12 protein-coding genes are annotated in these 16,367 nt (G+C 32.2%); 1 reads left to right on the top strand and 11 read right to left on the bottom strand.

The window, feature by feature from the left end:
* Positions 1 to 170 precede the first annotated feature (170 nt).
* The 4 genes from B3Z56_RS17170 to B3Z56_RS17185 all read right to left on the bottom strand — a co-directional run bounded on the left by B3Z56_RS17170 (position 171) and on the right by B3Z56_RS17185 (position 3,723).
* Positions 171 to 410, bottom strand: coding sequence for a thioredoxin family protein (locus B3Z56_RS17170; protein ID WP_035135794.1), 240 nt, complete (start codon positions 408 to 410; stop codon positions 171 to 173).
* Positions 411 to 490: 80 nt separating this feature from the next.
* Positions 491 to 1,495 carry a permease gene (locus B3Z56_RS17175; RefSeq protein ID WP_346846398.1) on the bottom strand — a complete coding sequence of 335 codons (1,005 nt, stop codon included), beginning with the start codon at positions 1,493 to 1,495 and terminating at the stop codon, positions 491 to 493.
* A 332-nt stretch (positions 1,496 to 1,827) separates the two neighbouring features.
* Positions 1,828 to 3,498 carry a ribonuclease J gene (locus tag B3Z56_RS17180; RefSeq protein ID WP_346846397.1) on the bottom strand — a complete coding sequence of 557 codons (1,671 nt, stop codon included), beginning with the start codon at positions 3,496 to 3,498 and terminating at the stop codon, positions 1,828 to 1,830.
* Between the two features lie 27 nt (positions 3,499 to 3,525).
* Complete coding sequence (locus B3Z56_RS17185) at positions 3,526 to 3,723, bottom strand: helix-turn-helix domain-containing protein (protein WP_198028608.1); 198 nt, start codon at positions 3,721 to 3,723, stop codon at positions 3,526 to 3,528.
* Positions 3,724 to 4,078: 355 nt separating this feature from the next.
* On the opposite strand from B3Z56_RS17185, the gene B3Z56_RS17190 reads away from it, so the two are divergent.
* On the top strand, positions 4,079 to 4,321 hold the full coding sequence (locus B3Z56_RS17190) for a hypothetical protein (RefSeq protein WP_346846396.1): 243 nt from the start codon (positions 4,079 to 4,081) through the stop codon (positions 4,319 to 4,321).
* 201 nt (positions 4,322 to 4,522) lie between these two features.
* On the opposite strand, the gene B3Z56_RS17195 is transcribed toward B3Z56_RS17190, so the two are convergent.
* The 7 genes from B3Z56_RS17195 to B3Z56_RS17225 all read right to left on the bottom strand — a co-directional run bounded on the left by B3Z56_RS17195 (position 4,523) and on the right by B3Z56_RS17225 (position 16,257).
* Entirely contained in the window at positions 4,523 to 6,319 is a 1,797-nt protein-coding gene (locus tag B3Z56_RS17195; RefSeq protein WP_346846395.1) for an ASKHA domain-containing protein, read from the bottom strand.
* A 2-nt stretch (positions 6,320 to 6,321) separates the two neighbouring features.
* Positions 6,322 to 7,341, bottom strand: a complete 1,020-nt coding sequence (locus B3Z56_RS17200; protein ID WP_346877041.1) for a methylcobamide:CoM methyltransferase MtbA — start codon at positions 7,339 to 7,341, stop codon at positions 6,322 to 6,324.
* 15 nt (positions 7,342 to 7,356) lie between these two features.
* On the bottom strand, positions 7,357 to 8,013 hold the full coding sequence (locus tag B3Z56_RS17205) for a corrinoid protein (RefSeq protein WP_346846393.1): 657 nt from the start codon (positions 8,011 to 8,013) through the stop codon (positions 7,357 to 7,359).
* A 45-nt stretch (positions 8,014 to 8,058) separates the two neighbouring features.
* Positions 8,059 to 9,129, bottom strand: a complete 1,071-nt coding sequence (locus tag B3Z56_RS17210) for a uroporphyrinogen decarboxylase family protein (RefSeq protein ID WP_346879249.1) — start codon at positions 9,127 to 9,129, stop codon at positions 8,059 to 8,061.
* Between the two features lie 35 nt (positions 9,130 to 9,164).
* Positions 9,165 to 10,034, bottom strand: a complete 870-nt coding sequence (locus B3Z56_RS17215; RefSeq protein WP_346879250.1) for a uroporphyrinogen decarboxylase family protein — start codon at positions 10,032 to 10,034, stop codon at positions 9,165 to 9,167.
* Between the two features lie 17 nt (positions 10,035 to 10,051).
* On the bottom strand, positions 10,052 to 10,963 hold the full coding sequence (locus B3Z56_RS17220) for a CobW family GTP-binding protein (protein WP_346879251.1): 912 nt from the start codon (positions 10,961 to 10,963) through the stop codon (positions 10,052 to 10,054).
* 260 nt (positions 10,964 to 11,223) lie between these two features.
* A complete protein-coding gene (locus B3Z56_RS17225) occupies positions 11,224 to 16,257 on the bottom strand; it encodes a S8 family serine peptidase (RefSeq protein ID WP_346879252.1) in 5,034 nt (1,677 codons plus the stop codon).
* Between the last annotated feature and the right edge of the window lie 110 nt (positions 16,258 to 16,367).

The following is a 16,367-nucleotide window of genomic DNA, read 5'->3' on the forward strand; positions in this document are numbered from 1 at the left end:
TATCACACGTATTACGAAGAATGGTAATAGGAAGACAACCCATAGGTCCCTAAAAACTTGCTGAGAAGCTTTTATTAGTATTATATATACTCCAATATATTAATTTATTATTTAAAGACTATTCCCTAAGATAAACTACAAATTTTTTCCAATGAAGACATAAGGAATTTTTATTTAGAACTTTCAAGAATCTTTATAATTTCTTTTGGTTTTAATACCTTTCCAAAGGAAACAACTTTTTCATTAATAACTAGTGCTGGAGTTGTCATTACTCCATAAGCCATAATATCCTTAAAATCCATAACTTTAATTATCTCAGCTTCCTTCCCTGTTTCTTTTAATGCTATTTCAGTATTTTCTTTTAATGTAATGCATTTTTTGCATCCTGATCCTAGAATCTTAATTATCATACATATCACTCCTTAAATATTATTTTAAAAAATCTAAATAAAACAAATTCTATTAAAATTAAATATATAAATATATATTCTTATAGTAGAAGATACCCAAAGGCATTAAAGACATAACCTATGATAATGATTCCTATAGTAACAATTCCTACGAATATACCTAATAGTTTTGGTTTCACTACTTTCTTTAGCATAATCATAGATGGAAGGGAAAGTGCAGTTACACCCATCATAAATGATAAGGCTGTACCAATTCCTACTCCTTTAAGTACCAATGCTTCTGCAATTGGTAGAGTTCCAAAAATATCAGCATACATAGGAACTCCTACAAAAGTTGCTATCAGAACAGAATACCATTTATCCTGACCAAGAACAGCAGTAATTACATTCTCTGGAATCCAGTTATGAATTGCAGCTCCTATTCCTACACCGATTAAAATATATAGCCATACTTTTTTTATAATGTCCAAAACCTGATTTTTAGCAAAAATCATCCTATCTTTTTTAGTCAAATCTTCTTGCTCTACTTCAATCATCTTATTGTTAAAAACGAAGGACTCTACATATTTTTCAAGTTTCAACTTGCTAATAATTGAGCCTCCAATAACTGCAAGAATAAGACCTACAACAACATAAGCAATTGCAATCTTCCAGTTAAATATGCTTGCAAGCAAAATAACAGAAGCTAAATCTACAAGAGGTGAAGATATTAAGAATGAAAATGTAACCCCAATTGGTAGACCCGCACTAGTAAATCCTATAAACAAAGGAATGGATGAGCAGGAACAAAAGGGTGTAACAGTTCCAAGTAAGGCACCCAATATATTGGCCCAAATACCATTAAATCTTCCTAAAATTTTCTTAGTTCTCTCTGGAGGAAAGAAACTTTGTATATATGAAATTAAGAATATTAATACTGAAAGTAGTATGAATATCTTCATAACATCATATATAAAGAAGTGAATACTTCCTCCAATTCTGCTACTAACATCTAGGCCAAATAAATTTTTTACTATAAGTGTAACTAAATTACTAAGCCATTCCATTTTCAATAGTTGATTATTTAACCATTCAAATACAAACACATTCCCATCTCCTTAAATTATATTTTTTAACTTTAATTAATTCCAATATTACAAAGTGAATTTTTTACTTAACTCATTTTAAAAGCTATATAGATAATCGTCTATATCCATTATATGACTACACATAGATAACTGTCAATATGTTTGCAATTATTATTTTTGAAGTTAAATTAAATAAGACAACTTACAATTAGTGAAAATAAATCACTTAATATACAAAACTAAAATAAGCTTTGAATCTTATTCACTAGATTCAAAGCTTATTTAATTTCTATTACGTTATCTTCTTAAAGTTTTTTAATAAAAAATTCTATTTATTATTGTTTTAAATCTTAAACTTCCATAATTATTGGCATAATTATTGGTCGTCTTTTAATCTTCATATATATGAATTGTGATAGAGAATTTTTAACTGCAAATTTTATATTTCTTCTACTCATATCTTTAGCTGCTAATTTCTTTTCAACTTCTTTTAATACAATGCCCCTTGCATCATTAATGATGTTTTCTGATTCCCTAACATAAACAAAACCTCTAGTTATTATGTCTGGTCCTGCTACTATAGTATAAGAATCTTTTTTAATTGTAATTACTACAGTTAGAATTCCATCTTGTGCTAATAATTTTCTATCATGTAATACACTACTTCCAACGTCTCCTACACCTAGTCCATCTACCATTATTGCTCCTGTTTTTACTTTACCTGATATGGTAGCAGCTTTGCTGTGCACTTCCAATACATCACCAACTTGGGATACAAATATATTAGACTTATCCATACCTAGCTTCTCAGCAAGTAATCCATGCTGCATTAAATGACGATACTCTCCATGAACCGGCATAAAGTATTTTGGTTTAACTAAAGAGTGTATTAGCTTTAATTCCTCTTGACAAGCATGCCCTGAAACATGGATTTCTTCTAAGGAATTATATATAACTTCAGCACCCCTTTTAAATAAATCATTTATTACATTGGATATACACTTTTCATTTCCTGGTATTGGAGATGCAGATATAATAACCAAATCACCTTTTTCTACTTGTACACTTCGGTGTATTCCTGCAGCAATTCTTGTAAGCGCTGACATCGGCTCACCTTGGCTACCAGTTGTGATTATTGTAATGTTTTCACTATCGTACTTACCAATGTCATTTATACCAACAATACTCTCTTCAGGAATGTTTAAATACCCAAGATTCATTGCTACTTGAGATATTTTTTCCATACTTCTTCCACTAAAGGCTATTTTCCTTTCATAGAAAATAGATGCATTTACAATCTGTTGTAGCCTATGAATATTTGATGCGAAGGTTGCCACTATTACTCTTCCTGTTGCTTTACCAAAAATCCTATTAAGGGATTCTCCAATTACCTTTTCTGATATGGTATACCCTTGACGTTCCACATTAGTACTATCAGCAAGTAGCAATAATACCCCTTGCTTGCCCAAAGTTGAAAGTCTTTGTAAATCCATAACCTCTCCATCAATTGGAGTATAATCTACTTTAAAGTCTCCAGTGTGAATAACTCTACCAATAGGTGTATGCACTGCAATAGCACAGGAATCTGCAATGCTATGACTATTTCTTATAAATTCTACACTTATATTTTCTAATTTAATAGTATTTCCAGCTTTTACAACATTAAGGTCACAATCTTTTAGTATATTATGCTCTTCTAATTTACTTTCCACCAATCCTAAAGTTAGACGGGTCCCATACACTGGAACATTAAGTTGTTTTAACACATAAGGTAATGCACCTATATGATCCTCATGTCCATGAGTCAAGAAAAAACCTTTTACTTTATCCTTATTTTCTAGCAAATAAGTTATATCTGGAATAACTAGATCAACCCCATACATATCTGGCTCTGGAAATGAAATTCCACAATCTATTACAATAATTTCATCCTTATATTCTATAACTGTTATATTTTTACCAATTTCCCCTAGTCCCCCTAGAGATATAACCCTAATTTTATTTTTAATCTTACTTTTCAAAACATATCCTCCTATTATAAACTAAGTTTATATTCTTTCTCCTCGTTTTAACTTTTCAATAAACTCAGTTAAATCACTTCTTTTTACTCTCCAATGCCTACCAATTTTAAAGGCTGGAATTTTCCCTTCTTGTACTAGTTTATATGTAGTAACTTCACTTATTTTGAAATATTCTGCCACCTCACTAACAGTCATAATCTCATTATCACTCATATTATCATTCATTAAAATTTACCCCCATTTATGTTTAGGATCTTTCTATTTGCTTTTAATTTAAAATCTAAATATGTTAATTCACAAGTTAAGCTTTCTACTTACCCTTGACTTATTCAATTATTATCACTTATATATTATTATATATATATAGTTATAATTAATCAAGTTAGATTAAACTATACTTTAATTAGTTATATTATATTTCATATTATTATGTTAAAATATAAATGATTATATTTAATTATATTTATACCCAAATACAATTAAATTTATTCCCAAAGGTATAAAACACAGTTTTATAAAATATAAGGAGTAATATAGATCATTCTTATATTTTATAATTTTACTTTAAGGAGGCTTGGATATGGATTTTATAAAAAACAACTATAATACTCTGCTTATGGAATGGATAAGATTAAAAACAAAGCAAGCAGTTATTGAAAATTCCCAAGATGGAACTTTAGAAAAAATAGAGGAAGCATTGTTAAATTTAGATATAATTGATATTGAACTTATTAATATTTCAAAGGATTACTATACCTTAAAATTTAAGCATGGAGGCTTATCTAAAATTAAGCAATTTATTTCACAGCAAATAGAGAGCTAACAACTTAATAATTGAAACTCGACTCACTGCGTTCGCTGAGTAAGTGATTCACACCAAATCATAGATTTGGGTTCTCTACTTAAATGATAATAAAAAAATATATGAATTACCTATGCTTTTTCAAAGGTAATTCATATATTTTTATTTTATGACCTATGTTCTATGCCATATGCCTTTTATTTATATGTTTTATAGAATCTATTATTTATCTCCAAATAAAAGACATTGTGAAAATAATTTTTCATATCCCTCTGAGGCACCAAGTTCCATGTATTCCATTTCACCTGCTAATTCCTCTATTTCTTTCTTAACTTTAACAGACATAAGTGCCATGTATGCTCCAGTTTTAGAAGAATTCCCTACATATACTAGTTTATTCTTTACCTCTTCTGGCAAAATTCCTGTTCCTACAAGGCTATCTGCTGGAAGGTGAGCGCCAAATTGTCCAGCTATCATCACCTTATCTAATTCACCCATATCAATCTTAGCCTGTTTTAACAAGGCATAAAATCCTGAAAGCAGAGCTCCTTTTGCTAATTGTACCTGACGAACATCCCCTTGAGTTATTAGTAGCTGTTCTGGAGTACCTTTTAAAATAAATTCTCTTTTATTCCCATTTAATTGTATCATCTTATATCGATAATCAGATTCCTCTAGTTGTTCTTTTTTTATAAATGCTCCATTGTTTTTTACAATTCCTGTTCTAAGAAGCTCTTTCACTACTGCTAGTATCCCACTTCCACATATCCCTATAGGGTCTTCCTCTCCTATAACCTTAAGGTCTATTCCATTTTCAGTGATTTCCACACCTTCAACAGCGCCCTCTGCTGCTCTCATCCCTGAACTTATATTCATTCCTTCTAATGCTGGTCCTGCTGCACAGGAACAGGAAAGTAATCTTCCACCCTTAGATAAAACTATCTCTCCATTAGTTCCAATATCTATAAATAGTATATTTTCCTCAGCTTTATGTAATTCACAAACATAGGCACCTGCCACTATATCAGCTCCAATGTAAGAGGATACAGAAGGAAGGCAATATACTCTTGCACACTTAGCAGCCTTTATCCCAAGGTCACTTGCTGATATGTTTTTTGCCTTTGTAAATATAGGAGCGTAGGGAGATTTTCCAATTGATGTTGCATCAACACCTAAAAGAAAATGCATCATAGTACAGTTTGCAGCAATAGAAATTTCATAAATATTTTCTTTCTTTACTTTTCCCTCACTACATAACTCTTCAACCATTTCATTAATAGCTTCTACAATAGTTTTCTGTAACTCTTCTTTTGAACCCTCTGGATGTTCTAATTCATAGGTTATTCTAGTTAAAACATCTAGCCCAAACTTCTTTTGGGGATTAATTCTTGAAGCTGTAGCTAATTCCTCACCATTGTTCATATCAATTAATGCTGCAACCACCGTTGTAGTTCCGATATCAATGGCAACACCATAAAGAAACTCAGTAGTATCACCTGCCTCAAGGGCAATTAACTCGCTGTCATTAAATACTCCAGTTACAGTTCCATAGCTGCTTTCATAGTCCCTTAGCAACTTCCAGTTGACCTTTTTAGACCCAAGTGCCTCACATAAAGAATCTTCAAAAGGACTTTGTTTTTCTAAAGTAGGCATTTTTATTTCAAAGATTTTTTTAGAAATTGTAGGATTAAACTCAAATTCAGGTACATACCCAGTAGTAAGTATTTTATGCTTTCTTTCCTTTTGCAGAATTTCAATTGTAATATCTTCTTTTGGTACTACCAAGCAGGAAAGTCTTATGTCTGCGTTTATTTCATCTTCTTTCAATAGCTTTCTTTCCGTTGGCGAAAGTGGCGGAAGATTTCCTTCCAACACCCTGACCTTACATTTCCCACAAGAACCATTTCCATTACAAGGATTATCTACAAAAATATCATTTTCTAATAATAGCTGTAGTAAGTTTTTCTTTGGAACATACTCAAAGTCCTTACCTAACTGTTTAATAAAAATCTTAGGCATTTCTATAGCATCTCCTTTTTTAAAGTCTCAAGGATTGCTTTGACATTTGTAAGAGGAGATTTCATTCCAAGTCCACAGGCAGGTGAAATTATGTTCACTCCATCTTTAACACATTTTTTAGTCAAATCAGAAACCTTCTTAGGCTCTCCAAATTCAATTGTATAGGTACTCACATTACCCATAAGTAATCTATCTCCTAAATTCTTTCGTGCCTCACTCATACTAACAATGGAGTCAAAGCTTAGAACATCACTTTTTATTTTTTTTACCTCTTTATACACATTTTTCATTTGGCCACATATGTGCACGATAGTTTTTCCCTGTACTTCTTGAATAGCATCCACTAGCTTATTAATATATTTCACAGCAAATTCTTCAAATAGCTTAGGTCCTAAGATTTCACCAGTTCCACTAGGGTCAGAAATAGCAATTATATCTGCCCCTGCTTCTATTTGCTTCTTTGCAAATAAAATTAATTGATCGGTAACATAATCAACATATTTGTGAGCTTCTTCATTGTTTTTTCTCAGCTCTTTATAAAATACTACAGGTTCCATAACAGAACTAGCAGTGCTTATTGGCCCTGTTAAATTCCCTATTATAGGAACATTGGTCCCCTTTGCTTTTAATAATTTAATTGCATCAATAACTACTTTAGCTCTTCCCTCCTGAAAATTAATCTCGTGGAGTTTCGTCCATTCCTTTACTGAATCTATCGCATACTCCACAACATGAGGTTCATATATGTTTGACCCCATATTCACAGTTGCTCCAAACTCTTCAGACTCAATGGTCATACAAAAAGGAACTCCATAATTTTCAAAACAGTCCTTTTCATATACTGCAGTAGCTAAATCAGCCATAGTTTGCGCATTACTATGAGCCTTTGAAAAATCTATTCCAAGGTCTTCAATTACTTCTGTTGTAACCATGTTCATCATGCCACCAGGACAAATACATGGAACTCTATCAACCTGTTCTCTGTTGAAAACCATATTTAATCGTTCTCTTGGAGATATCATATTACATCCTTCTTTCTAAGCTATATTAAGCATTTTTTTTGCTAATTTTACTGCCTCCACAGCATTGGAACTGTACCCATCTGCACCAATGGTATCTGCAAATTTTTGAGAAATCGGTCCTCCACCTATAAGGACTTTAACTTCATCTCTAATTCCTGCTTCCTTTAACAATTCAATAACTTTTCCCATTCCTGACATAGTTGTTGTCATTAAGGTTGACATGCATACAAAAGAAGCGTTAACTTCTTTAGCTTTGTCTACAAAACTTTTAAGCGAAACATCCCTTCCTAAATCAATCATTTCAAAACCAGCAGTTTCCATCATAATTTTTACTAGATTCTTTCCTATGTCATGGGTATCTCCTTCTACAACTCCAATAACTCCCTTTGGCTTGCTATTTCCTTCTTCTTCTATAGGAAGATGAGGTCTTAATATTGATAGCCCTTCATACATTGCATCTGAGCATAGTAATACATCTGTTACGAAATATTCTTCCTCTTCATATAATTGACTTGCACGGTTCATACCATCTACAAGTCCTTCCATAATACCATCAAAGGCTTTATACTTTGCCTCTACATATTCCTCACAGGCTTCTATTACCTCTTCTTCTTCCATTTCTAATACGCCATCAGATAATCTTTTTAATAACTGTTCTTTAGATGCTGTCATTATTATTCCTCCATTTTAATTACAAAATTTTTCAAACATATATTTTTACATGAAATTTTTCGGATCTATTGGCCACTTTCCATATTTTCTTGCAGAGGCCATAAATTGATCAATATTCTCTAAAGGAACATTTCCTGAAAGGTCACAACCTGATGCTAAAATATAGCCACAAGGACTATCATAAGCCTTTTGCATGCAAGTTTTTACTGCAGAATCTACCTCCTGTGTACTTCCTAAAATTAGAACTTCTACTGGGTCTACATTACCTAGAATTGGAACTTTATCCCCTGCTACTTGTTTTGTGTAAGCTAAATCAACTCTATTATCTATACTTAACATATCGCAACCGGACTTTACCATATCCCCTACTATTGATGTTGTGTCTCCACAAATATGGTAACAAACTAAGCCTTTTGCCTCATGAATATCCTGCATTAAATCTATAGTGTAAGGTAATACAAATTCTAAATATTGTTTTCTATTAAGAATTGTTCCTGATGCAATTGGGTCACATAGCAATATAAGAACACCTCGTTTTATAAATTCTCTACATATCATCTTTAATGCTTCTGTGCAAAACTTAATTAACTCATGTACTTTTTCTGGATTTTTTCTAGTTGCTCTTAAAAAATTTTCTGTTTTATAAATACTTGCTGCTGCAGTAAAGGGTCCAGATATTAAAACCCCTGTTGGAACCTCTTTACCTAGCTTATCAATTAATATTTCTGCAGCCTCAATATGTAATTGGAAAAGTTTATCGTTTTTTAATTCTAACTTTGACATATCAAGTTTATCTATATCATTTAAATCCTCTAAAACATAACTCATAATTGCTGGTACAGATTCCTCTGGATCATTCATCTTACTACCTAATGCAATACCTACACCATGTAATCCATATTCAACCACTAATAAATCGTTTCCAAACCTTTCATAACAAGCTATCTGTGCTTTAGCTTCATTTAACGCACTACTTCTTTTCTCTTTGTGGGTCATTCCTAATGCTAGTCCAGACATAGAGCAAGCTACAGGCATTGCAAGTATTCTGTCCATAGGTTTTCCTGTCATGAAGGCATTTAACCTTTCAATTGGGGTCATTTTATCATCCTTGTGCATATACAACCATCTCCTTTTTTTAAGGTGTTATTTATTTATAGTAATTCAAGGGTTTTAATAACCCCATCTTTTAACTGAAAGTCTTTATTTTTCATGCATGTTTGTCCAACAAACTTTGCTAGTCCTATAGCCTTTATGCAACCTTCTTCATAGTTTAAAGGTCCTCCTAAAGAAACATCCTTCCACACTGCTTTATCAGTTCCTAATAAAGAAAAAGTAGTTTTCGGACAAAGTACTATTATGATTTCTTCATTTATGATTTTATCCATTGTTTTTAATAAAGGATAAGTAAACATTTCCACTACTTGTTCTGCAAACTTAGGTCCAAGAATATTAACTCCCCCAGAAGAGTCTGCATAGCTAATGATGTTTACCCCTACTTTTTGTGCTTCTTCTATAAATTCAATTATTTCATGTTGAAATTTATTAAAAACTTCCCTAATTAACTCTGGATTCTTTCTAAAAGTTTTGAAAACAACCCTTGGTTCAATTAAAACATTCATTATTGTAAATGGTCCCGAAACATTTAAAACCACATTTTCACCTTGTTCTCTCAAAGACTTACAGGCTTTTAAAACTTCGGAAATTCTTCCCTTTGAAAAATCAATTTTAGGTAAATCTAGCAGTTCTTCTGTAGTTGTACAAATATATTCTTTGGCTCTTGGTCCTATATTCTCATCCCCAAGATTAACTTTTCCCCCTAGTGCCTCCCCTTCCACAGTATGACAGAAGGGTAGTGTACAAACATTGTCCTTATAGTATTCCTTAAGCTCCTTTGCAAGTGTCACCATACTATCCCAATTTTTATAAGCATCAGGAAATTTCAAATTGGTTTTTTCAATAATTTCTTTACTAATTCCCTGTTCATTACCATATGTACATTTATAATCAATTATTTTTCCCATGGTACCCCCCTAATTTATTAATAAAAAATTCCTACTATTTTTTTCTTATCTAAGTTACTGCCAATTACGGTTACCTTTGTAGTTTTTACCGTTTCTAAATACTCCCAATGATAATGGTGTGGAGTATAATCAAAGTAAACCAGTTTCTTTGTAGAAAGCTGAACAATTCCCTTAGCTCTTACAATAAAACTATACTCCTGTTGATTTAAAGAAAGTAATACTTTATCTATTTCTTCCTCTGAAAAAGTCCTTAGCTTATCTATAGAAAAAGTTTCAAACATCTTATTAGCTGCCAAAAAGGCAGGCCTATCCTTTAACTCAATTTCATAGGATTCCATACTGTTTATTGTTTCAACAATTTCTTCCCCTGATAAAGAAATCCATGGCTCTTTAAAAATTGTAGCCTTGGGATTTATTAAACTTATTTTCTTAATAATCTCTTCAACTTCACTATCCACTAGATTCTCAAAATGACTTAAAAAAATCATCTGAGCATTTTCTATTTGATCTAAATAAAAACTTCCAAAGTTCTCACTGTAATCATTGAAGGAATCTACATCTACAATGGTGATAACATCCTTAATCTTTATATTTAAGGTTGAATTTGAGGAAACCCTATTACAAACCTTTAGTATATCTGATAAACTACCTACACCAGAAGGCTCAATAAATATATTATCTGGTTTATACTCTAAGACTAACTCTTCTAAGGCTTTATTAAAATTTTCTGTAACAGTACAACAAATACATCCAGAATAAATCTCTTTAATTGGAAGACTATGTTGTATTAAATCCCCATCAATGCCAATATTGCCAAATTCATTTTCAATTAAAGCATTACTTCCTTGCATATTTGGAATTACTTTATTTAAAAATGTTGTCTTTCCACACCCTAAAAATCCCGAAATAATACTTATGTTAGTACCCATAATTCCCCTCCATACATCAATACTCTTAATTATAGCTTTTACACTTAAGGCAGTCTAATTTGAATTTCAAATAGAAAGTTACTATTTAATTGAATTTACCTATACATTAAATTTCATTATATCTTCAGTTGCAACTTTAACATGGGAATTAATTACTTCTATTTCACATACTTAGAAATGCCACTAACTTTCGACTCAAAAAGAGGAAGACTCACGTCTCCCTCTTAATTTATAATAGTAAATACTCCTAAATTCTATTGTTACATTCTTCTTTTTCTTTTATTTACTAATACTACAACTCCTAGAGTTGATAACATTGAACCTACTGCTAACATTCCATTTGAACCAAACACAGAACCAGTCTTTGGAATAACTGAAGTTTTTTCTGTTGTAGTTTGTACCTTTGTAGTTGATGCAGTTGGTGTTTTCGATGTTGTTGGTTTGGTTGGTTTTGTCGGTGCTGGTGGTGTTGTTGGTTTGGTTGGTTTTGTTGATGTTACTTCTTTTACAGTAAAGTTTACTGTCTTAGTAGCTTTATTTCCAGCCTTGTCAACAACATTTATTACAAGCACATAAGTTCCAGTTGCTGTAATTTCTTCACCTTTATACTCTTTATTATTAAGAGTCATAGTCATAGTTGATTCATTATCATCAACGCTAATCACCGGTGTCACACTTCCTTGGTAAACCTTTCCTTCTTCAACTCCTGTTACTGCTATTACTGGAGCTGTCTTATCTATAGTGAAACTTATTTCATAAGTTGAAGAGTTCCCTGCTAAGTTAGATGCATTTACTACTAATTTATGAACACCTTCCTCTGTAATTGGAGATCCATCATAATTTTTATCATCTAAAGTAGCAACATATGTGCCCTTATCAACTTTAATTACTGGAGTTACATCAGTACTATATACCTTGTTCTTCTCAACTCCTGTTACAGTTATAGTTGGAATTTCATCACCCTTAACAACAGTTAGATTCTTTATTGTTGTGTTTCCGAATAAATCCACTGCTTTTAATTCAATTACATCTCCAACCTTAGCTGAAACCTTTTTATTAAATTCTCTAAGCGTTCCATCTGCCCCTAAAGCTTCTAAATATTGCGCATTAGCTTCTTGTTCTCCGTTTATAAAGAATGAATAGCCAAAAGCATTATCTGTAACGTCTCCGCTTAAAGTAACTGTTCCATCTAGATTAAGTTTTACTAAATAGTCTGACTTATCATCAGCATTTGTATTTACAGCATATGATGATTTTAAGTTTATTTCTGGTGCTGTTGAATCAAAGTAAAGTTTGTACATATAATCTGCTACAACAGTCCCATCAGTATCCTCTATATATACTGATATTTTTACAATTCCGTCTTCAATAGGAACGTAAGCCCCTGCTACTAGATCTTTCACAGGTACTACCTTGTCTTGTATTCTTATTTGCTTTACATTCTTACTAAGCTTACATGCTACAGGAATATAATATTTTCCGTCATCGCCCTTTTCTACATCCTCAGCAGTTAATATCATATTTGATTGAATGTTAAATTGATATGAAAGGGTATTTTCCGGTATATCTGCCACAACGAAGTAAGATTTTATTGTAATATTCCCAGCCTCATCTGTAGCTGTAACATCTAATACGCTAGGCCCATCTGGCACAGTTATATCAGTAGAAAATTCATTATTTTCTACAACTACTTTATTATTATTAATTCTGAAATCACTTAAAAATTTCTCATTTATTTTTCCTTTAATTGTGATTGTATTTTTATTTGTTACAATTTTTTCAGTAATACCATCTAAATCACATGGAAGCATATCAGATTCATCAACGGTAATCTCTGGTACTTTTGTGTCAAAAATTACATTATATACTCCATCCCTAAATATGTCTGTAATAATGTTACCATCCTTATCCTTTGGTACTAAAGTTATAGTATTTTCTTCTTGATCCTTAACAGGTATAGTTGCACTAAAAGTACCTAAGTTTTTGTCTAAAGTTGCTGGAACATCATTTACTGTTAATGTTTCAACATTATCACCTATAACACCTTTTACAGTATATTTCCCATCTGCAACGTCTTTATATGCAAATCCATTAGTACAGTTTGTAGTTCTTGTTGCATTAGTTGGTATTGCTCCACTCTTAACTAAAAGGTTAAATGTAGCAGTAGTTGAATTTCCTGCATTGTCAGTGATATCTACAGTTATTACATTTTGTCCTTTTCTTAAATCACCCTTTTTAACAGTGAAGTTAAATACACCATTATCAATTGTTAGTTTTGCTGAATTTAGTAAACTAGATATTCTAGTACCATTAACCTTAACCATAGGAGCACCAGTATCTCTTCCATCAGCAAAAACTTCTCTAGCAAGTCCTGAAAGCTCATCACTAGCCTTCCATTTTAATGTATATCCATTTTCTAAAGTATCTATAGTATCCTCTGATACAATTTCTATTTTTGGTGCTACTGAGTCAACCTTAATAGGCATATCAAAAACTTGTTCTTTTGCGTTTTCAATATCTGCTTTTGCTTTAATTCTATAGTAGTATTGTCCATCTTTTACGTATTCATAAGCTTTTGTTGTTTGATTGTAAACTTTGACATCCCATCTACTTGAATAAATACTTTTTCCTGTTGTCTTATAAGGCATAGTCGTATTCTTTCTAACGTCATATTCCACACCAAGATTTCTAATAATTTTGCCTTTACTATCTACAATTTCCGTCTTAATTTCCTTAGCATTTCTTATAATATTTAAATTTGCATATACAGGTCTTAAATAATCCTCTGTTACTGTTGATATTGCAACATTTTCTGGAATAGTATAAGGGACTTCATCAGCTCCTCTAGCTACTCCTAACCATCTAGCTCCAAAAGCATGTGAACCAACTAGTATGGAGCCATCTGCAACGTGATTTGGATCCCACTGAGGCTTGTCTACTACTAGTGGTTTAGACCAATCACCATAAAAGCCGAGATATGGTATGGAAAGTGATGGTGCTCCATCAGTTTCAGACTTAAATTTAACATATCCTTCAACAAACTGCTCTGTTTCAAAACCAGTAGGTATTGTTATTGTAACTGAAACATTTACTGTCTTACCTGGTTCTACTGTAACTGAATTATTACTAAATGTCATTTTTGCTCCATCTATGTTGATATCATGTACATTTGAAGTAACATTTCCTTCTTTATCTGTATTCGATTTAATCTCAGTTAACACTCCTCCATTTTGCAGGGTATAGGTTGCTGCCTTATCTCCATAGTTTGTAACATTTAATTCAAATGTCTTTTCTTTTCCTATTTCCTTAAGAGCTGCTGCTGCTTTTCCATTATAGGTTACAGTTACATTATTGTTTATTGCATCCTTTATTTGAATTAAACCAGCACCCTGATTTCTTGGAGATATAGGTACATCATTAGCACCAAGTAATATCTTAGATGTATTCATGCTTATATTTTTTGTAAAATTAATAAGTTCACCAGTTGGCACACTAAGTTTTTGTGTCTTCTTACCTCCCAATATCAAAGCTTCAGCTCCTGCTACATGTGGTGAAGACATTGATGTACCACTCATTGATTGGTACTTATCATCATTAGCAAGTGACCAAATATTTCCTCCAACTCCTGTTATCTCAGGTTTAAACTCTAAATTTGGAGTTGGACCCCAGGAAGAAAAGTCTGACATTTTTCCTATATTTGAATTACCTGCAGAAATAATACTTCCATTAAAATTTAATTTTAAATTACTGCTAATTAGACTTTTAAGAATCTCTGCATCCTTTTTCGATATACAAATACAAGGAATTGTTACTCCATCCTTTGGAGCTGTATTAACAAGTTCATCATCAATGCCATAGAATATTACTCCTACAGCCCCTGCTTCTTGTGCATATTCCTTCTTTTGACCATAGGATGAGGTTTTACCTGTTACATCTAATTTTTGTATTAGAGCTATTTTACCCTTAGCATTTGCATATAGAGTATCATTAGTATCATCGTTATCAATTGAACCAAGGTCAACAATGTCGTAACCTCCAGCATCTTTTAAAACATCATCCGGTTTTACTTCACTTGTTGTATATAGCATTTGACCTTTTACGTTGTTATCTGCTTTATAATCTAGTGAAACCCCTGTTAATATTGTATTTTCAAAGGATGCTACTTGTAAGGCTTCCTTTGAAATACCAGGTGACCCTACTAATCCTGTATCAGGAATATTAGGGTTTTTAACAGGGAATGTGGAGTAATATGAGTTTCCTCCTGACACAACAACCATTACACCCTTTTCAGTTGCTTTTTTAATTGCTACTTGCTCTGAATCATTTGCATCCACAAAGCCTGAAGGCGCCCCAAGACTCATGTTTATAACATCTGCTCCGTAAATAACAGAATCTTCAATTGCTGCGACTATATCATCAGCAAAGGCTGAAGGATTATCTGGATTATTTGAAAATACCTTCATCCCTAAAACCTGTGCTTCAGGTGCTACACCCTTTATATCTCCATTTGCAGCAACTATACCAGCAACGTGCATTCCATGCATATCTGTTGCCATATTTTTATCAACTACATCGTAGTTCTTATCAGCGTAATTATATACGTATGGTACCTTTAGAGTACCATAGGAATTAGCCGCACTCTTTATCTTTGCTTTTTTAATATCTGTAAGTTTTAAATCCTTATGAGTAACATCTATACCGCTGTCAATTACTGATACTACAGTACCTTGTCCCTTATAACCTAGCTCGTCCCAAACTTGTTTAGCTTGGGTCATTTCAACTGCACTATTCATATCAATTTTATAGCTGTTTACTATTTCTACATCGTTTACCCCTTGTATAGCTTTTATTTTATCTATGTCACTTCTTTTTGCTGTTGTACTGAATCCATTTATTAAGTATCCAAATGAGTTCCTTATTTCTGATTTTGATATATTTTTTACCTTGGTCTTTATGAATGCTTGACTTTGTATAACTTGTTTTTTAACCTTTACTGCGTCGGTAGCACTACCTCCCTTAAATAATTCTGAGGTACTGCCTCCTTTAATCAATTCTGAGGCTGAAGGCTTGTTCAATTTTACAATTAACCTTACTAATTCATTAGGATTTACCTCTTCGTTATCACCTCGTGTAAAAGAATGCAGCTTGTCACTTATTGCTTTTTCATCGTCATAACTACTTGTCTTAGCTTTTGAGTTAGTATTCTCTGCTGCATAGACTCCAGGATTGCCTATAGAAAAAAGCATTAAAGCGGATAAGGTTAATGATAAAAACTTTTTTGATACCTTTAGCATTTAAAAATCCTCCTTATTTAATTTTTAGTTCTGTCAGATCAATGATGATATTTTTTATTTAATCTAAATTTATATAAGTTTTTATTTTATTTAAGATTAAATGAAAACTT

Origin of the sequence: Clostridium sp. UBA7791, assembly GCF_002480755.1 — a bacterium.
Taxonomy (GTDB): domain Bacteria; phylum Bacillota; class Clostridia; order Clostridiales; family Clostridiaceae; genus Clostridium_J; species Clostridium_J sulfidigenes.

Excerpts from the sequence above, each read along its gene's own strand:
- B3Z56_RS17170 (WP_035135794.1), bottom strand. The coding sequence starts at position 410 with ATGATAATTAAGATTCTAGGATCAGGATGCAAAAAATGCATTACATTA.
- B3Z56_RS17185 (WP_198028608.1), bottom strand. The coding sequence starts at position 3,723 with ATGAATGATAATATGAGTGATAATGAGATTATGACTGTTAGTGAGGTG.
- B3Z56_RS17190 (WP_346846396.1), top strand. The coding sequence starts at position 4,079 with ATGGATTTTATAAAAAACAACTATAATACTCTGCTTATGGAATGGATA.
- B3Z56_RS17195 (WP_346846395.1), bottom strand. The coding sequence starts at position 6,319 with ATGCCTAAGATTTTTATTAAACAGTTAGGTAAGGACTTTGAGTATGTT.
- B3Z56_RS17200 (WP_346877041.1), bottom strand. The coding sequence starts at position 7,341 with ATGATATCTCCAAGAGAACGATTAAATATGGTTTTCAACAGAGAACAG.
- B3Z56_RS17205 (WP_346846393.1), bottom strand. The coding sequence starts at position 8,013 with ATGACAGCATCTAAAGAACAGTTATTAAAAAGATTATCTGATGGCGTA.
- B3Z56_RS17210 (WP_346879249.1), bottom strand. The coding sequence starts at position 9,129 with ATGCACAAGGATGATAAAATGACCCCAATTGAAAGGTTAAATGCCTTC.
- B3Z56_RS17215 (WP_346879250.1), bottom strand. The coding sequence starts at position 10,034 with ATGGGAAAAATAATTGATTATAAATGTACATATGGTAATGAACAGGGA.
- B3Z56_RS17220 (WP_346879251.1), bottom strand. The coding sequence starts at position 10,963 with ATGGGTACTAACATAAGTATTATTTCGGGATTTTTAGGGTGTGGAAAG.
- B3Z56_RS17225 (WP_346879252.1), bottom strand. The coding sequence starts at position 16,257 with ATGCTAAAGGTATCAAAAAAGTTTTTATCATTAACCTTATCCGCTTTA.